The organism is Leminorella grimontii ATCC 33999 = DSM 5078 (genome assembly GCF_000439085.1).
Taxonomy (GTDB): Bacteria; Pseudomonadota; Gammaproteobacteria; order Enterobacterales; family Enterobacteriaceae; genus Leminorella; species Leminorella grimontii.
Window position 1 is genome coordinate 1 of record NZ_AUUA01000013.1, and the last position, 17,897, is coordinate 17,897.

Sequence of the window (17,897 nt, forward strand, 5' to 3'; positions counted from 1 at the left end):
TAGCGCCGATGGTAGTGTGGGGCTTCCCCATGCGAGAGTAGGGAACTGCCAGGCTTTTAATTTAAAGAAGTACGCAGATGTTTGGGCAGTTCGCTACTCGATAGAGAGTAGGACAAAAGGCAAGGCCTTTTGAACGTTGCGAAGCAACGGCCCGAAGGATGAACCTCGAAGAGGTTCATAAACTGCCAGGCTTTTAATTTAAAGAAGTACGAGAAGTAAGCCAGAGCGCTTCTGGTGAGACAAAAATTCGGTGGAGCGGTAGTTCAGTTGGTTAGAATACCTGCCTGTCACGCAGGGGGTCGCGGGTTCGAGTCCCGTCCGTTCCGCCACTTATTAAAAGCCCTGAGTATGTACTCAGGGCTTTTTTCTTGCTTATAACCCTATTGTTGCTTTTTAGGCAAAAATCCTCTGCATTTATCGCTCTTTTTCTTCTTGAATGTGTTGGTCATAATCTCTTTACTTAACAAACACAGAGAGAAAGAGAAACGCAATGACAATCCCCGCATTTGGCCTTGGTACTTTTCGTCTGAAAGATGATGTCGTTATCGCATCTGTAAAAACGGCGCTGGAACTCGGTTATCGTGCCGTTGATACGGCACAAATTTATGATAATGAGGCGGCCGTAGGGCTGGCTATAGCCGAAAGCGGCGTGCCGCGCGGTGAGCTGTACCTCACGACTAAAATCTGGACTGAAAACCTTAGTAAGGAAAAGCTAATTCCTAGCCTGAAAGAGAGTCTGAAAAAGTTACGTACTGACTACGTTGATCTGACTCTGGTTCACTGGCCGTCTCCGAATGATGCGGTTTCCGTTGAAGAGTTTATGCAGGCGCTTCTTGATGCAAAAACGGAAGGGTTGACGCGTGAAATTGGTATCTCCAACTTCACAATCCCTTTGATGGAAAGAGCCATTGCGGCAGTGGGAGTGAATAATATTGCGACCAATCAGATCGAGCTGTCTCCATACTTGCAGAACCGCAAGGTGGTTGACTGGGCTAAGCAGCACGGTATTCATATCACGTCTTATATGACGCTGGCTTACGGCAAAGCGCTAAAAGATGAGCTGATTGCTCGTATTGCTACCAAACACGGCGCTACGCCAGCTCAGGTTATTTTGGCGTGGGCGATGGGAGAGGGCTATTCTGTTATCCCTTCTTCAACGAAGCGCGAAAATTTGGCAAGCAATTTGTTATCTGTTGACCTCCGGCTGGACGGTGAAGACAGAAAGGCTATCGCCACGCTCGATTGTAACGACCGTTTGGTGAGTCCAGAAGGGCTGGCTCCAATATGGGATAAGTAAATAATATTATGAGCGGCTTCGCAGCTAGCTGAGCCGCTCGCTTAAAAAATCAATAAAGGCCCGAATACGGGCGCTGACGGCTCTGTCGCTATAGTAAACTGCGCTAAACGGCATTTCGATAGGTAAACGGTGCGTCGGCAGCAGTTCCATAAACTCACCTCGTTCGATTTCCCCGTCAATCATATAGTCTGACAAGCAGGCTATACCATTACCGCTTAAGCATAATTGTTTAATGGTTTCGCCGCTGTTGGATGACAACGAGCTGGTAATTTCAAAGAGCTGGCCGTCACCACGGGAGACCGGCCAAATATTTAGCGAGGCGGGTTCTGTAAAGCCCAGGCAGTCATGTTCTTTGAGATCCTCGATCGTTTGCGGCGTCCCCCTACGCGCAAGATAGTCCGGAGAAGCCACTATCTTGCGGTAGCTGGTAAACAGGGGGCGGGCGCGCAGGCTGGAGTCCGTCAGGGTTCCTGCACGGATTGCTATGTCTACCTTTCGCTCAATAAGGTTAATGAAAGTCTCCGACGAAACGAGAGAGAGCGTAATCTCCGGGTAACGTTCGCGAAATGGCTTAATCAGCGGCATCAGAAAATGGAGCATCACCGGCGTCGCCGCATCGATGCGTAATAGCCCGCGCGGCGTTCTTTTGGTTTCCATTATTTCATTTTCGGCGGCCGCCATTTCCTGCAAGATAGCCTGAACGCGACGAAAATAGCGTTCGCCTTCTTCCGTCAGGCTGAGTTGCCTGGTGGTGCGATTGAGCAGGCTAACGCCCAGTTTGGATTCCAGCTTTTTGACCGAGCGACTAACGGCTGAATTAGCCAGCCCCAGCTGTTCTGCTGCGCGGCTGAAGCTTCCGCTTTCTACGACGGCAACAAAGATGGCAATTTCTTCCGATGTAGCTCTCATTATTGCTCCTGAAGCAAAATTTTATTGAGATTTTGACGGTTTTTGTTATTTAAACACCTATGCATACTACGTGTCATCTTAATCTTGTTGATACGGAGTGAACTATGCCGTTGGCGTTACTTGCCTTAACTATCGGAGCCTTTGCAATCGGTACCACTGAGTTTGTGATTGTGGGTTTGGTTCCCACCATTGCTGAACAGTTATCCATTTCCCTGCCGTCGGCTGGGCTTTTGGTTTCTATCTATGCGCTTGGCGTGGCGGTTGGTGCGCCAGTGCTGACGGCGTTGACCGGCCGCCTACCGCGTAAACAGCTGCTGCTGGCGCTGATGGTATTGTTTACTGCCGGTAACCTGCTGGCATGGTTGGCACCTGGATATGGCGTGCTGGTGGTAGCTCGCCTGCTGACCGGGCTGGCGCACGGCGTGTTTTTCTCGATTGGTTCGACGATAGCGACCAGTTTGGTACCGAAAGAGAAAGCCGCATCTGCAATTGCCATTATGTTTGGCGGCCTGACGGTTGCGCTCGTAACGGGGGTTCCTTTAGGGACATTTATCGGACAGCATTTCGGTTGGCGCGAGACATTTCTAGCGGTATCCCTGCTGGGGGTGGTGTCGCTTATCGGCAGCTTTATTTTGGTGCCGGGTAATATTTCCGGCGGCGCCGCAGCCAGCCTGCGCGAGCGGATGAGAGTTCTTACTCATCCGCGCCTGCTGATAATTTATGCCATAACTGCGCTGGGTTACGGAGGCGTGTTCACCGCTTTTACTTTTCTTGCTCCAATGATGCAGGAGCTGGCGGGGTTCTCGCCCGGTTCTGTAAGCTGGATCCTGTTGGGCTATGGCGTTTCAGTGGCCGTAGGCAACGTTTGGGGCGGTAAGCTTGCCGATAAGCACGGAGCCGTTACTGCACTGAAGTTTATTTTTGCCGCTTTAGCATTATTGTTGCTGATTCTTCAATTCACTGTTTCAGTTCAATATGCGGCGCTGGTGACGGTGTTGATTATGGGCGTCTTTGCGTTTGGCAACGTTCCTGGCCTGCAGGTCTATGTAGTCCAAAAAGCGGAACAGTATGCCCCTAACGCCGTTGACGTAGCGTCTGGATTAAATATTGCCGCTTTTAATATTGGCATCGCTATTGGGTCGGTCATTGGCGGACAAACGGTAGAGCATTATGGCCTGTCGCAAACGCCATGGATTGGCGCAGCCATCGTTCTGGCAGCATTTATGCTGACCGGCTTTAGCGGACGCATGGATAAGACAGTAAGGGCTGCCATGAGCTAATACGTTCTAAGATAAGGTAGCCCATGTTTGATTAATGAAAGGCCGTATCTTTTTTAACAAATGCGGCTTTTTGTTTATATGTTTTTCTGGCTTGAATAAATTGAAAGAGAACAATTCTATTCATGAATGCCGTAACTATTTGTTGGGTTTCTTATTATTTTCTTTAAACTCCTTCGTTTTTTAAAAACGTTTTTATTGTTGTAATTAACTGATGCTAAATAACTTTATTGGCACATGCTTCATGTTGTTTTTATTTTTTGGCAAACGTGGTTCGGCAAAGATAACTTTCCGGTAGTGCTCTATTTATGTATATCTCTGATAGCGCTAAAAAATCATGCTTTAGCGCGGCGACTTTATAGCCTCTTTTTATACTCATGGTTACGTCGACCGGCGTATTTATTCGTGGGGTGATGTCATGAGCACAAGTAACCTAAATCGCCTTGGCGCGCTAGCGCTGGCGATAGCCGTTGCGTTCTCCCTTTCGGCCTGCAGCGGAAGCGGTGGTTCCAGCGATATTGGTTCTGACGGAAAATATACCAATAGCGATGGTGGAAGCGGGGATTCAGGCGGTTCTAACGGTGGAAATGATGGTTCTAATGGTGGTGGGAGCGACGGGGGGACAGATCCTGGCGACGGGGGAACAGATCCTGGCGATGGCGGGACGGGAACTGTGGCTAACGGCTCTGCCGTAAATAATGTTGTTAGCGATTTGGGTACGGCGGGGAACGGTCTTGGCGGCGCGATTAATGATATCGCCGATCGGATTCCGCTTAAGGACAATCCCGTTACGTCTACGGTTGCGGTAACGGTTAGTGGCGTTGGTGATGCCGTTACAACCGTAAGTTCAGGCCTTAAAGACGGAATTGGAGATGTTAACAATCCTAACGGCGTTGGAACGACTTTGACCGGAGTGACCAATACGGTTTCCGGCCTTGGGACAACGGTTTCCGCCGTAGGAAATAATCTGGCGGATACGACGGCTAATACTCCGCTAAAAGGAACGACGGCACTGGTGGGCGGCGTTGTTGATACGACGGGCAAGGCAGTGAACGGCGTTGGAAATACGCTGACTTCCGTCGTTCAAAGCGAACCTGTAAGTACGTTAACGACGGGGACAACGACCGTACTGAATACGACGCTGGCCGATACGCAGAAAGTCACTCAAACCGTGGGTACGGCAACCGGGATTGGTTCTCCCGTTAATACCGTTTTGACCGCCGTAGGCACAACGGTTAGCAACGTTGGATCTCAGGTGGGAGCTACTTCGCCTGCGCTTAACGGCGCTGGCCAGTTGGTTCAAGGGGTCGGTCAGGCCGTTGTGGATACCGGCGGATTAGTTAAACCGATATCTACTACCGACGGAGGCAGTACGTCAGGCAGCGCGGGGGCGGGAAGCGGTGGACTGGGTTCAACTTTAAACGGTTTAACCTCAGGCCTAACCTCGACGTTAACGACCACAACGGCAGCTGGCGGTAGCGGTACGGGCGCCGGAAGTTCAACGCCGGGTACTCAAAGCCCAAATCTTATTACTAATTTGACTTCGAGTTTGTCAAATCTCAATAAAAAATAAATATATAAGCGCTCCCACTTGTCGGGAGCGCTTCTTTTCTGCCGTTTTAATACGAGACAGTTTATGAAACAGCTGACGTCAGTGACGCTTGTGCTGAGCGTAATGATAGGCGCCGTTCGCGCAGATACGACCCCTTTGCTTATTGACCCCAATAACCCCGCCAAACCTTCTCCCGGTGTGGCTCCACCAAAAGCGAGCGCTTCGGTTCCGACCGTCACCGTTGACGCTGAAGCTCCTGCACTGACGCCGCAAACGGAGATCAAGGTCGGACGGATTCAGTTTGTAGGAGGCTCGCGTTATTCTCTGCCTTCGCTCGTTGGGCCGTTTCGCCCGCTGATAGGTAAAACTGTTCCATTGAGTAAGCTACTCAAGCTGACGTCGGCTATTACTCAACGCTATAGGGATGATGGCTATCCGCTCTCTTTTGCTTTCTTGCCCAATAATAACTTCCAGAATGGGACCGTCACCGTCGTATTGGTTGAGGGCTATATCGCCCATAGCCAGATTAACAGCGATAGCCCACAAATTGCAGAGCGCGTGAAGCGACTGGCTGAAAAGATGATGCAGGAAAAGCCGCTGTCGCAGCGTACATTCGATCGCTACAGCCTTTTAATGACGCGAACGCCTGCCGCTAAAGTAGAGGCTAACGCCCAACTTCCAGCAAATATTTACGGTGCGGCGACAATGAGCGTGAATGCGGTGCAGCCCCGGCGGTGGGATGTGTCTTCAACGCTGGACTCACGCAAAGGGCAGAATCTGGCGATGCTTAACGGCTCACTGAGCAATATTACATCATGGGGCGATCAGCTTGGGCTGGCGGTTCTGGTTCCGCTCGATAAGACCGCCCGCAAGAACTACGTGGGTATGAACTACCAGCAATATCTGAGTGATGAAGGCTTACAGCTACAGCTTAAAGGAAGCTTCTATCAGGAGGATCCCCGCAGCTACACTCAGCTTCTTCAGCTAACGCCGGATATCAACGTTGAGTCGCGTCAAAAACAGACTCAGTACACGGGAGGCGTGGCCCTTAACTATCCGCTGGTGCTGGAGCGGCAGAGGCAGCTTGGGATATCGACCGAGCTTGACTATGTGGATAAGCATAATGACTATCGCCTTCGCGCCAACGGTTTTGGTAATACTGTTGACTTATCGACGGTGCGCCAGCATGTTCGATATCCTGCCGCCGAATTGGGCATCAACGGCTATCAGGAATGGGAAAAGGTATCGGCCAGCGCGCGCGTCGCGATGCGCCAAGGAATTAATGGCGCTGGCGCCGATATCTCTCCTAAAGACAGTGCCGATTTAAGCTTCACGCGATGGAAGGGCGGCTTCGACGGGGCGTGGTCAATGACTGACGCCTGGCGGCTTTCGACCTCTTGGGAAGGCGATTGGAGTAACGATAGCTTACCGGAGTCCGAACGCGCCAGCTTTGGGGCGCTTCGCTACGGGCGCGGTTATCCAGACGGAGAGGCCAGCGGCGACTATGGTTATGGCGGCCAGCTGGAGCTGCGCTATATCATTTCACGCGCTGAGAGCCAGTGGTTGGCCACCGTTCAGCCTTATGTATTGACCGATACTGCGCGAACGCGTTTTAATCAGAGCGGCCTTGGCGAGAAAAAGTTGGCCTCTGCCGCTGCGGGCGTTATGTTTGGCGATAACCGGCACTATACGCTGTCGGTTGAAGGGGCCAGACCGCTCGCGGACAAACCAAGCGACAGCCGCGACCGAGACTGGCGCTTTAGCGTAACCTTAACGTGGAACTTTAACGATTTGCGCTAAATACGATGGCTTCACCAATGGCTCGCCTTCCTACAGGAATTTTGGGGAACAACGCTTGTCGTTAATGGTCTAATTTTTAATAATCAGCTATTTTCTGTTATTGGCTGTAGAGTCGCACTTTTCCCCAGCGGCTTTTTATAAATTAAACAAAAGGACGTTATCGGCTCGGGATGCCGATGTAGCGCATAGGGAGATGCTGGGCTATTAATAGGTAGTGAGCGTGCGAAAAAGAAATTATGCCCTGCGTTATTCCGCCGGCGTGCCAGCCGAGCGCGTGTTTCCGGGTGTCCTGAACGAGCTTAATCCAACTATCGTCGCGCCGCTGCAGGCGTTTCCGACCCATGACGTTTTGAACGTCATGGTATGGAACATTTTCAAGCAGCAGAGGGCGGACTGGCTTAACGTGTTAAAAAGGCACGGTGTTGAAAATCAGCTGGTACTTTTACAGGAAGCGCAAACCTCTCCTGAGCTTATCCGATTTGCCACCTCTAACTACCTTACAGCCGATCAGGTGCCGGCCATCATGCTGCCTCAGTATTCTCTGGGGGTGATGACGTTGGCTTCGGCAAATCCCGTCTATTGCTGCCCGCTTCGCGAGAAGGAGCCGCTTCTTCGCCTGTCAAAATCCGCGCTGGTGACGGTGTACCCGCTGGATGATGGCCGTCAGCTTATGGTGGCTAATATTCATGCCGTTAACTTCAGCTTTGGCGTAGACATCTATCAACAGCAGCTTAAGCCCATCGGAGAGCAAATCTTGCAGCATAAAGGGCCGGTGATTTTGGCCGGTGATTTTAACGCCTGGAGCAAACAGCGCATTCGTTCCCTTTATCGCTTCTCTACGCTAACCGGGCTACAGGAAGTTCGCTTTACTCAAGACTGGCGCAAGCGCGCCTTTGGCCGCCCGCTGGACTTTGTGTTTTACCGTGGATTGGAGGTCATAGAGGCGTCGGTGCTGGTAACGAAAGCGTCGGATCATAATCCTCTGCTGGTCAAGTTTTATGCCGGCTCCAGATGAAGCCGGCATCTTCGACAGTTAGCGTTTGTAAAGCGTTAAGGTATCGCCGGGCTGTAGGTTGTGGACGTCTTCAAGGGCCGTGTTCCATTTGAGAACGTCATTAATATCAACGTTATGGCGCCTTGCGATGCTGGTCAGAGAGTCGCCTTTGCGTACTCGATAAGTAATGCTTTTGCGAGAACCGCCGGAACTGACGATCTGCAGCGTTTGCCCAACCTTCAGCTTGCCGTTTTTCGCCAGCTTGTTCCAACGCTGAATGTCGCTGGTTTTTACCTTATGACGTTTAGCGATGGAAGAGAGGGTATCGCCGGAGCGAACTTTATACTTTGACGTTGACGTAGCGCTGCTTTTTGCAACCTGTGAGCTCTGTGCCTGCTGAAGCGCCAGCTGGCTCATGTACTCGGCGGAAACCGGCAGAGTAATGAGCTGCCCAGCGACGACCGGCTCTGTCAGCGCATTGGCCTCTTTTATTTCGCTGGCCTTAATGCCATAGCGCTGGGCCAGAATTTCAACGGTTTCCCCTTCTACGACGCGGTGTTGACCCCAGTTGACCAGATTGACGTCGCCTTTTTTCAGCGATGCCGTAAGCTTTTGGGCATTCTGCACCGGTAGGGTGATGGAATGCGGCCCGTTTGGCGCCGTAAAGTTGTGCTTATAGCCAGCGTTATAGGTCTTCAGTTTTTGAAGAGGGATATCGGCCATTTTGGCCGCCTGTTCCAGCTCTATTTGCTGACCGACTTCGATACGCGTAAGCGCGCGGCTTACGTTGCCGTGCGGAAGCTCGATGTCATAGCTGGCGCTGTTTTTAATGATGCTGCTCAGGGCCAAAAGCTTAGGAATGTAGGCAGTAGTTTCCTTCGGCAGGTTTAGCGACCAATAGTCGGTTGGGCGCTTCTTTCTTTCGTTTTCTTTGATTGCCTTAAGTACGCATCCTTCACCGCAGTTATAGGCAGCAATAGTAAGCAGCCAGTCGCCGTCGAACATGCCGTTAAGGCGTTCAAGAAGGTTTAGCGCGGCGTCGGTGGATTCAGCAAGATCGCGCCGCCCGTCGTACCAGCGATTTTGCTTAAGGCCGTAGTAGAGCCCTGTCGTGGGCACGATTTGCCAAAGGCCCGCTGCGCTGGCCGGTGAGGTGGCATTAGGGTTAAAAGCGCTCTCCACTATGGGCAGTAGTGCCAGTTCCATCGGCATGTCGCGTTCTTTAATTTCGCTGACAATCCAATACATGTAGGGCTCCGCCCTAACGGCGACATTCTGGAGATAGCTCTTATGCTTTAGGTAATAATCCTTTTGATCGCGAACCCGGGCGTTTTCCGGGACCTCCATCTTCAGCTCGGTGCTGACCGCTTGCCACAGGTTTTTTTCTGACTGGCCGTCCTCGGCCATAAGCCAATCCAGACTGCCACCCTGAGAGTGTTTAGCAAAAAAGTCGCTGGCGGAAGAAGAGTTCTGCTTGCCTGTGTCGGGCTGGGATACCTGATTATTGGTCGTCTGACAGCCAACGAGCAATACAGAGGCGAATAGAATCGCTCTTATCTTCATGTACTCACGTTGTTATTTGTTTAAAAGTCGACCGATAATACTTTGGCTGGCCGAATAACTCAACAAAAAGCGTCAGTAACTGTCCTTCAGGGCTCTTAATCGCTCAAAAACCTGCCAGGTCGCCATAGTTGTAGTATTAAAGCCTAACTTTCTTTGTAAATCAGACTGATGGCATCTTAAGAAAAGGTTGATTTTTTTCTCTTTTTCCAGCGTTGTGGGTACAGAAGGTTGCCCTTCTGAGCGGAGTTGCTCAATTTGTTTCACATATGTTTCAATTTCGCTATCTTCCGGTAAAATGTGGTGGGCAAAGCGCAGGTTCGATAGCGTATATTCGTGAGCGCAGCATACGATAGTGTCATCTGCGAGCGCGGCCAGTTTTTCTATCGACTCATACATCTGCTTTGCCGTACCTTCAAAAATTCTGCCGCAGCCGGCGGAAAACAGCGTATCGCCACAGAACAGGTAGGGCGCACAGTAGTAGGCTACGTGCCCCAGCGTATGGCCTGGAACTTCGATAACCTGAAATGACAGCGAAGCCAGATCTATTTTGTCGCCTTCTTTGACTATTTTTGTTGCGCCCTTACTTTGCGTCTCCTGCGGGCCGTAAACCTCAATGCCGGGATAGCGTTCGCACAGCGCCGCGACGCCCCCCGTATGGTCGTTGTGGTGGTGGGTTAGCAGTATGGCCGAGGGCGCGATGGACTTTTTATCTAATAAATCGATAACCGGCCCGGCTTCTCCAGGATCGACCACGACGTTGATATCTTGACCATTCGTCAGTAGCCAAATGTAATTGTCCTGAAAAGCGGGAATGCTGATAAGATGCATAGAGATGTCCTTAAGGTTAACGTTAGACATAAAGAGATGATAATCCATGAGAGCCGCTCGTATCGAGAAGATTGTAGCACCGCCCGCGTCATGGGATGAGTTATCTTGTGGCGGCGCCCTTTTATCCGCGTTGGAGCAGCAGCTTGAACCCTGGTGGCAGAAGCTGTTTGGCTTTCACTTGCTGAAACTTGGCGAGTTGAGCGTAAATGTTAATACGGCCAGATGCCAAATAGCTCATCATATTCATGCGGCCTCAAAGGGAAGCGATCTTCACGTTTACGCCGACAGCCTTCAGCTGCCTTTCTTGAATAAATCGATAGACGCCTGCCTGTTGGCGAATACGCTGGCGTATTCGGAAGATCCTCATCAGGTACTGCGAGAGGTCGATCGCGTACTGATTGACGACGGCTGGCTAATTATCAGCGGTTTTAATCCGATAAGCGCCGTTGGCGTGGGGAAGCTTGTTCCTTTGGTTCGGCAGCGCCATCCCTATACTTCTCGTATGTTTACCAATATGCGGCTGATGGACTGGCTGAGCCTTCTAAACTATGAGGTGCTGTCCCATAGCCACTTTCAGCCCCTTCCCTGGACGCCGTCCGTCTGCAGGCCGGGAATGTCGTTTCCTATTTTGGGCTGTCAGAGCCTGATTGTCGCGAGAAAGCGGACAATCCCCTTAACGATTAATCCGGTTTCTCTGTTTCGAAAGCGCTTTAAGGTCAGGCCGGGCGCGCTGGGGGCGACGAAAAATATCTATCGGGGAGATTAGTTCGCCGCTTTCAATCAGCCTTCGGGCGTATATCCTTCGTCGGTCAGCGTCGGCGAAGAGGCGGCGGTTCGCGCCAGTTCGTCGCAGCGTTCGTTTTCTTCGTGCCCTGCGTGTCCCTTAACCCAGTGCCACTCCACCTGATGGTGGCCGATAGCGCTATCAAGCCGCATCCAAAGGTCGACGTTTTTGACGGGCTTTTTGTCGGCCGTTTTCCAGCCGCGCTTTTTCCAGTTGTGGATCCAGCTCATGATGCCCTGACGCACGTATTGACTGTCGGTGCTCAGGCTGACCTGACAGGGCGATTTGAGCGACTCCAGCGCAGTGATGGCGGCCAAAAGTTCCATCCGGTTGTTGGTCGTCAGGAAATATCCCGCGCTAAGGGTTTTTTCGTGCTGTTTATAGCGTAAAATAGCACCGTAGCCTCCGGGGCCTGGATTTCCCAGACAGGAGCCATCGGTGAATATTTCTACCTGCTTTAACATCTCTGGTAGACTCATCTTTCAGTTTAAAAGCCTAAGTCTGACATAAAATGGAACCAATAAGCACTGAAATTACGCGCCAGATCGTGCTCGATACCGAAACAACCGGTATGAACATGGTCGGCGTGCACTATGAAGGCCACCGTATTATTGAGATTGGCGCGGTGGAAGTGATTAACCGCCGCCTGACCGGCAGGCATTTTCACGTCTATATCAAGCCGGACCGTTTAGTCGATCCCGAGGCCTTTGCGGTACACGGCATCAGCGACGAGTTTCTGGCCGATAAGCCTTCGTTTGCCGACATTGCCGATGAGTTCCTGGCGTTCATTGAAGGCGCTGAGTTAGTTATCCATAACGCATCGTTCGACGTCGGCTTTATGGATTACGAATTTCGCAAGCTGCGCCCTGATCACCCGAAGGTTGAGTCGTTTTGTACGGTGACGGACTCACTGCAGCTGGCTCGCAGAATGTTCCCTGGCAAGCGTAACAGCCTGGACGCGCTCTGCAGCCGCTTGGATATCGACAACAGCCGCCGTACGCTGCACGGCGCTCTTCTCGACTCCGAAATTCTGGCAGACGTCTATCTGACGATGACCGGCGGTCAAACTTCCCTGTCGTTTGCGATGGAGGGGGAGACGCAGTCAGATAATAAAGGTTCCGAGATCCAGAGAATTGCCCGTACGGACTTTGCCATGAAGGTTATCTACGCCAGCGAAGAAGAACTAAGTCAGCACGAGTCTCGATTGGACCTGGTGGCGAAGAAGGGGGGAAGCTGCCTGTGGCGCACGCCGCAGGAGGGCGACACGGTTAATTAGCGTGGGTTATGCGCATTTCGTTGAATTTATGCGCAATTGATTTCGTTTTGATAAATTTAGGTTGACGGGAAAGGGGCTGGGCCTTAGTATCTGCCACATTCGAGTGGAGCGGTAGTTCAGTTGGTTAGAATACCTGCCTGTCACGCAGGGGGTCGCGGGTTCGAGTCCCGTCCGTTCCGCCACTTATTTAAGGCCTACGTTATTATTTAACGCAGGCCTTTTTCTTTTGTCATATCCCCAGTTCCCTTTGCCTTTGCCCCCGCGCTTCCGCTACATTACTCCCATTGCCAATTTATCGGACTGTCCGCATGTGGTTTCTTAAGTTTCTTTTTAAAAAGACGTTTGACGCCGGCTTTGTTGAGGCCTTTTTTGAGGCGCTTTCTGCTCGTATTCCTGAACTTGAGCTCGTATGGAAAAAGGGGGGAAGCATCGTGGCGAAAAGCGACGCCACGTCGGCGGTTATCAAGCGCGGGAAGCGTACGCTTTTTTGTCAAAATCCTCGCAATGGATGGATTGACCTCTTCGGGGCGGGTGAGGATCGTCCCGCGCTGCAGGAAACGGCCATGCGTTTTCAGCTTGGCAAAGAAAAGCCGGGATACGCCATCGGCGTCGTCTGCCTTGTTCTCTATCTGATCCTTGCCTTCGGAACGATAACGGCGCGCGCCGGGGAAGAAACCTTAGCCAGCGTCTATATTGTTCTCGTAGGCGCCGTGCTTATCATGACGGCGATGATGGTGACAAGCTACAGCGCTAACTGGTCACATACGGCGCGCAGCCTGTGCGCGACGTTTTGGATTTTAACGATAATAGCGACCGCTATTTCTTCTCTATTACTGCTGCCGCTGGTTTGGGCCTTTAACCGCCAACAGCTTAGTAACCTCTATTATTCGAGCGGTTCTGGCGGCGGGCGGCCTGATTCTTCTCCACCAGCCGAATAGCCCTTTTCGCTGCTGCGGCCATCCGTTAAACTGCCCGGCATTGATTGATTTTATTTGATTACCCAAGAGGTGTGATATGTATCAGGATCTTATTCGCAGCGAGCTAAACGAAGCGGCTCAGGTGTTAAATAAGTTTCTTAGCGATGATGCGAACATTGCGGCCGTCGAACGCGCTGCTTTACTGCTGGCGGAGTCCTTCAAGTCGGGTGGAAAGGTGCTGTCCTGCGGTAATGGCGGTTCACACTGCGATGCGATGCACTTTGCCGAAGAGCTGACCGGACGCTACCGCGAAAATCGCCCCGGCTATCCGGCTATCGCTATCTCCGATCCCAGCCATCTCTCCTGCGTCAGCAACGACTTTGGCTTTGACTACGTGTTTTCTCGCTATCTTGAAGCCGTAGGGCGCGAAGGCGACGTGCTGTTTGGCCTGTCGACGTCCGGTAATTCCGCCAATATTTTAAAGGCGATCGACGCCGCACGCGCCAAAGGAATGAAGGTTATCCTGATGACCGGCAAGGACGGCGGCAAGATGAACGGTATGGCCGACGTCGAGATCCGCGTGCCGCACTTTGGTTACGCAGACCGCATCCAGGAAGTGCACATTAAGGTGATTCACATCCTGATGCTGCTGGTTGAAAAAGAGATGGAAAAGTCGTTTTGACGTTCGGGCCGATGGCGTTGTGTGATTGAGGAGGGCGGTATGTGTGAGTTACTCGGAATGAGCGCCAATGTGCCGACCGACATTTGCTTTAGCTTCACCGGCCTGATTCAGCGCGGCGGCCGCACCGGTCCGCATAAAGACGGGTGGGGCATCACCTTTTACGAGGGGAAGGGATGTCGAACCTTCCGCGATCCCAATCCCGGCTACAATTCGCCTATCGCTCGCCTGGTGCAGGAATATCCTATAAAGTCCTGCGCCGTCGTTTCTCATATTCGTCAGGCTAATCGGGGCGCGGTGGCGTTGGAAAACACGCACCCGTTTACCCGGGAGCTGTGGGGAAAGAATTGGACTTTCGCCCATAACGGTCAGCTAAAAGGCTACCGCAGCCTGAAGAACCCGTCGTTTATTCCCATTGGCGAGACGGACAGCGAATACGCCTTTTGCTGGCTGTTGGAACAGCTCAAACAGCGCTATCCAAGGCGCCCGTCCAACTGGCCTGCCGTATTTCGCTTTATCGCGTCCTGCGCCGGGCAGCTTAGGAAGAAGGGCGTTTTCAACATGCTGCTGTCTGACGGCGACTATGTGATGGCCTATTGCTCCACCCGGCTGCACTGGCTAACGCGCCGCGCCCCTTTTGGCAAAGCGACGCTGCTTGATGAAGACGTTGAAATAGACTTTCAGCGAGAAACGACGCCAAACGACGTCGTTACCGTGATTGCCACTCAGCCGCTAACGGGAAACGAGCAGTGGCAAAAGATTGAGCCCGGTGAGTTCGCGCTGTTCCATCTGGGAGAGCGCGTTCTTTAAGCTGAATTATTGGGCGAAAGGATTTCGGCTGTCGGTTGTCTTACGGTTAGCCAACAGCTCCTGAGATTCCAGGCTGTAGCGCCCGTTCGCCACGGTAACGCTGGGCGGCTGGTGGGTGCGCTCAAAGAAGTCGTACCCAGGCTTTAGCTGCTGCCAGAAGTCATAGTGTACCGAATGGCTGTAGCGCTGCATGTTCTCTTCCGTCATGCGGAAGGGGAAAATGCCGACGTCGACCTGAGGCTGTCCGCCGATCAGCGCATACTCAATAAATTGGTAAATTTCGGCAATCTGCCGGTTGGTCATGGCATAGCACCCTTCTGACACACAGTCGCCGTGCACCATCAGATGCTTACCGGTAAAACCATGCTCTTTGTCAAACTGGTTGGGGTAGCCGAGGTTAAAAGAACGGTAAAACTTGCTGTTGGGGTTCAGGCTGCCCATCGTGACCTGATAAAAGCCCTCAGGGCTCTTGAAATCACCCTGGAAGCGTTTGGGCCCGAGGCCGCCGGAGTAGTTACAGATAGGATATGTCTGTATGAGCTGAAAGTTTCCCCGATCTTTAACGAACAGTTCCAGCTTCTTTTCTTCTTTAATAATGCGGATATATACCGGCTTGCCCAGAAAGCGCTGCTTTTGCGGCGAAATCGGGTATGACTCCTGCTCCTGAGAGAGAGTCGGTTGAGCATAGGTTTGAAACACCGTCAAAGGGAGCAGCAGGCTGAGCAGCAGCAGGGTTTTGCCCATTTTCTTTCCTGTTGTAAAAGCGTATTCCATAACAAATCGAATTAGTAAACAAAAACGGCGGCAAACGCCGCGCATACGATGGACGATAGTGTATGCCAGCCGATGAAAAAAGAGCAACGATTTTTAGCGCAATCGCCCATATTTAGGGGGCTTCACGAGATTTCGAGTTTCAAAATCGGCATTAATGTGTCCATTCGGAACGTAGGGTGTAAAAGATGTCGTTTTCCATGTAAAAATGGCGATGCTCTTTTGTGAGTTTTTATTGTATTGACTGAGGTGGAAGGTTGAATTGGTTTTCTCGTAGGCTGGCGCCCTTTGCTGTCGCCGTTTCGCTGCTTTTTATTTTTGGCTGTCAGCCTGAACGGGTCTCTCTGGACGGTAAGACGATGGGGACCTATTACTCCATCAAATATCTTCCCGCGCCGAGCGCGCCGGGCGCCGAGCCGCTAAAGCAAAAAATTGACGCATTGCTTGAAGAGGTTAACGACCAGATGTCCACCTACAGGCCGGCTTCTGAACTCAGCCGATTCAATCAAAGCCGAGTGGTGAATCAGCCGTTTCCCGTTTCTGCGGCCACCGTCCGCGTAGTCAACGAAGCTTTTCGTATCAGTAGGTTGAGTCAGGGTGCGCTCGATGTTACCGTCGGGCCGCTGGTGAACCTGTGGGGGTTCGGCCCAGAAGCCAGACCGGATGCGCCGCCCGATGAAGCTGAAATCGCCCAGCGCCGGGCCTGGGTCGGTATGGATAAACTTGAAGTTCAGGGGCAGAGCCTGATAAAGCGCGTGCCGGAGCTTTATCTCGATCTGTCGGCTATTGCAAAAGGCTATGGCGTCGACGCCGTGGCGGAGTATCTGGAGTCGTTAGGCATTCAGAACTATATGGTCGATATTGGCGGCGAGGTTCGAACCCGCGGGCTGAACGAGCGGAAAAAACTTTGGCGAATCGCGGTTGAAAAGCCGGTTACCGGGGTTGAACAGCAGGTACAGCGCGTCGTTGAGCCAGGGAACATGTCGATGGCGACTTCGGGCAGCTATCGTAACTTCTTTGACGCGGACGGCATACGCTATTCCCATACCCTCGATCCCCGTTCCGGCAGGCCGATAATGAGCGACGTCGTTTCCGTTACGGTGATTAGCCCATCCTGTATGACGGCGGACGGCTGGGCAACGGCGCTGACCGTCTTGGGTGTCAAGGAGGGAATGGCGCTGGCGGAGTCGCTCGGCCTTCCCGTAATGATGATTTCTTCGACGCCAGAGGGATTTACCGAACACTTTTCGTCGGCGTTTAAGCCCTTTCTGGTTGCGCCCTGATGCACTAAGCGTCGTTTCGCTTGAGGAATGCTAATCTTGACTGTATATTTGTACAGTTTCTGATTCAGGAGTTCGTCGTGCGCAAGATCATTCATGTCGATATGGACTGCTTTTATGCCGCCGTTGAGATGCGCGACGATCCCTCGCTGGTTGATATTCCGATGGCGGTCGGCGGGAGCCGAGAGCAGCGGGGCGTGATAAGCACCGCTAACTACGTGGCCCGGCGTTTTGGCGTACACAGCGCCATGCCGGTCGCACAGGCGCTCAAGCTGTGCCCGCATCTAAAAGTTCTTCCGGGGAGAATGGCGCTGTATAAAGAAATTTCTCAGCAGATCCACGCTATTTTCCGCCGTTACACTTCGATGATTGAGCCCCTGTCGCTGGACGAAGCCTACCTCGACGTCACTGACTGCTCGGCGTTTAACGGCTCGGCGACGCTGATCGCCAGAGATATTCGCGCGGCGATTCACCGCGAGCTGGGCCTTACCGCTTCGGCTGGCGTGGCGTCAGTCAAGTTTTTAGCAAAGATTGCGTCGGATATGAATAAGCCCAACGGTCAGTTTGTTATTGCGCCCGAGCAGATTGGGGAGTTTTTATCAACGCTGCCGTTGACCAAAATTTCCGGCGTCGGCAGCGTGACCGGTAAAAAGCTGGCCGATCTTGGTCTGCATACCTGTAAAGACGTTCAGCAGTACGATCTGGCTTCTCTCCTGCGCCGCTTTGGCAAATTTGGCCGGGTGCTTTATGAGCGCTGCAACGGCATCGATGACCGAGAGGTATGCAGTGACCGCCAGCGTAAGTCTATCGGCGTTGAAACTACGCTGTCGGTAGATATCTATAGCTGGGCGGAGTGTCTGGCGGTGATAGAGCGGCTCTATCCTGAATTGGAGCGTAGGCTCAGCAAGGCAAGGCCGGATCTGCGCATCGCCCGCCAGGGCGTCAAGCTTAAGTTTGATGATTTTCAACTAACTACGCAGGAGCACGTCTGGCAGCAGTTGGATAAAGGCGATCTGCTGGAGACCGCCGAACAGGTTTGGCAGGAACGTCGGCAGGGCAGAGGCGTTCGCCTGGTTGGGCTACACGTCACGCTGCTGGATCCCCAGATGGAAAAGCAGCTGGCTCTGTTTACCTAGACCATAAAAAAACGGCGGTTACCC

The 17,897-nt window shown here is 52.3% G+C and carries 17 protein-coding genes and 2 tRNA genes; 14 read left to right on the plus strand and 5 right to left on the minus strand.

Annotated elements, in window-relative coordinates:
• Positions 1 to 252: 252 nt before the first annotated feature.
• Both G544_RS0113740 and dkgB read left to right on the plus strand, forming a co-directional pair.
• A tRNA-Asp gene (locus G544_RS0113740) sits at positions 253 to 329 on the plus strand.
• A 161-nt stretch (positions 330 to 490) separates the two neighbouring features.
• Complete coding sequence (gene dkgB, locus G544_RS0113745) at positions 491 to 1,297, plus strand: 2,5-didehydrogluconate reductase DkgB (protein WP_027275136.1); 807 nt, start codon at positions 491 to 493, stop codon at positions 1,295 to 1,297.
• A gap of 24 nt (positions 1,298 to 1,321) precedes the next feature.
• On the opposite strand, the gene yafC is transcribed toward dkgB, so the two are convergent.
• Positions 1,322 to 2,206: a DNA-binding transcriptional regulator YafC gene (yafC, locus tag G544_RS0113750; protein ID WP_027275137.1), complete on the minus strand. Its 885-nt coding sequence runs from the start codon at positions 2,204 to 2,206 to the stop codon at positions 1,322 to 1,324.
• 104 nt (positions 2,207 to 2,310) lie between these two features.
• Here yafC and G544_RS0113755 point away from each other — a divergent pair, with 104 nt between their 5' ends.
• The 4 genes from G544_RS0113755 to G544_RS0113770 all read left to right on the plus strand — a co-directional run bounded on the left by G544_RS0113755 (position 2,311) and on the right by G544_RS0113770 (position 7,850).
• A complete protein-coding gene (locus tag G544_RS0113755; RefSeq protein WP_027275138.1) occupies positions 2,311 to 3,486 on the plus strand; it encodes an MFS transporter in 1,176 nt (391 codons plus the stop codon).
• A gap of 415 nt (positions 3,487 to 3,901) precedes the next feature.
• Entirely contained in the window at positions 3,902 to 5,056 is a 1,155-nt protein-coding gene (locus G544_RS20645; protein WP_081650799.1) for a collagen-like triple helix repeat-containing protein, read from the plus strand.
• A 63-nt stretch (positions 5,057 to 5,119) separates the two neighbouring features.
• Complete coding sequence (locus G544_RS0113765; protein ID WP_027275139.1) at positions 5,120 to 6,835, plus strand: ShlB/FhaC/HecB family hemolysin secretion/activation protein; 1,716 nt, start codon at positions 5,120 to 5,122, stop codon at positions 6,833 to 6,835.
• A 220-nt stretch (positions 6,836 to 7,055) separates the two neighbouring features.
• Entirely contained in the window at positions 7,056 to 7,850 is a 795-nt protein-coding gene (locus tag G544_RS0113770; protein ID WP_036024179.1) for an endonuclease/exonuclease/phosphatase family protein, read from the plus strand.
• Between the two features lie 18 nt (positions 7,851 to 7,868).
• Here G544_RS0113770 and mltD read toward each other — a convergent pair whose 3' ends face one another.
• Together mltD and gloB are read right to left on the minus strand one after the other, a co-directional pair.
• Positions 7,869 to 9,392, minus strand: coding sequence for a murein transglycosylase D (mltD, locus tag G544_RS0113775; RefSeq protein ID WP_027275141.1), 1,524 nt, complete (start codon positions 9,390 to 9,392; stop codon positions 7,869 to 7,871).
• A gap of 72 nt (positions 9,393 to 9,464) precedes the next feature.
• Complete coding sequence (gene gloB / locus G544_RS0113780; RefSeq protein WP_027275142.1) at positions 9,465 to 10,220, minus strand: hydroxyacylglutathione hydrolase; 756 nt, start codon at positions 10,218 to 10,220, stop codon at positions 9,465 to 9,467.
• Between the two features lie 46 nt (positions 10,221 to 10,266).
• On the opposite strand from gloB, the gene G544_RS0113785 reads away from it, so the two are divergent.
• Positions 10,267 to 10,986, plus strand: a complete 720-nt coding sequence (locus G544_RS0113785) for a class I SAM-dependent methyltransferase (RefSeq protein WP_027275143.1) — start codon at positions 10,267 to 10,269, stop codon at positions 10,984 to 10,986.
• Between the two features lie 14 nt (positions 10,987 to 11,000).
• On the opposite strand, the gene rnhA is transcribed toward G544_RS0113785, so the two are convergent.
• Complete coding sequence (gene rnhA, locus G544_RS0113790) at positions 11,001 to 11,468, minus strand: ribonuclease HI (protein WP_027275144.1); 468 nt, start codon at positions 11,466 to 11,468, stop codon at positions 11,001 to 11,003.
• A 47-nt stretch (positions 11,469 to 11,515) separates the two neighbouring features.
• Here rnhA and dnaQ point away from each other — a divergent pair, with 47 nt between their 5' ends.
• The 5 genes from dnaQ to G544_RS0113815 all read left to right on the plus strand — a co-directional run bounded on the left by dnaQ (position 11,516) and on the right by G544_RS0113815 (position 14,686).
• Positions 11,516 to 12,280 carry a DNA polymerase III subunit epsilon gene (gene dnaQ / locus G544_RS0113795; protein WP_134389001.1) on the plus strand — a complete coding sequence of 255 codons (765 nt, stop codon included), beginning with the start codon at positions 11,516 to 11,518 and terminating at the stop codon, positions 12,278 to 12,280.
• 105 nt (positions 12,281 to 12,385) lie between these two features.
• Positions 12,386 to 12,462, plus strand: a tRNA-Asp gene (locus tag G544_RS0113800).
• A gap of 126 nt (positions 12,463 to 12,588) precedes the next feature.
• On the plus strand, positions 12,589 to 13,218 hold the full coding sequence (locus tag G544_RS0113805; protein ID WP_027275146.1) for a hypothetical protein: 630 nt from the start codon (positions 12,589 to 12,591) through the stop codon (positions 13,216 to 13,218).
• Positions 13,219 to 13,294: 76 nt separating this feature from the next.
• Positions 13,295 to 13,879 (plus strand): D-sedoheptulose 7-phosphate isomerase, encoded by a 585-nt coding sequence (gene lpcA / locus G544_RS0113810; RefSeq protein ID WP_027275147.1) that lies wholly within the window; start codon positions 13,295 to 13,297, stop codon positions 13,877 to 13,879.
• A 39-nt stretch (positions 13,880 to 13,918) separates the two neighbouring features.
• Positions 13,919 to 14,686 (plus strand): class II glutamine amidotransferase, encoded by a 768-nt coding sequence (locus G544_RS0113815; protein WP_027275148.1) that lies wholly within the window; start codon positions 13,919 to 13,921, stop codon positions 14,684 to 14,686.
• 6 nt (positions 14,687 to 14,692) lie between these two features.
• On the opposite strand, the gene G544_RS0113820 is transcribed toward G544_RS0113815, so the two are convergent.
• Complete coding sequence (locus tag G544_RS0113820; RefSeq protein ID WP_027275149.1) at positions 14,693 to 15,430, minus strand: L,D-transpeptidase family protein; 738 nt, start codon at positions 15,428 to 15,430, stop codon at positions 14,693 to 14,695.
• Positions 15,431 to 15,714: 284 nt separating this feature from the next.
• Between G544_RS0113820 and G544_RS0113825 the strand changes: the two genes are divergently transcribed.
• Both G544_RS0113825 and dinB read left to right on the plus strand, forming a co-directional pair.
• The gene (locus tag G544_RS0113825) at positions 15,715 to 16,740 is read left to right on the plus strand and encodes an FAD:protein FMN transferase (RefSeq protein WP_051155767.1); all 1,026 of its coding nucleotides are present in this window, start codon (positions 15,715 to 15,717) and stop codon (positions 16,738 to 16,740) included.
• Between the two features lie 77 nt (positions 16,741 to 16,817).
• The gene (gene dinB, locus G544_RS0113830) at positions 16,818 to 17,873 is read left to right on the plus strand and encodes a DNA polymerase IV (protein WP_027275151.1); all 1,056 of its coding nucleotides are present in this window, start codon (positions 16,818 to 16,820) and stop codon (positions 17,871 to 17,873) included.
• The last annotated feature ends 24 nt before the right edge of the window (positions 17,874 to 17,897 follow it).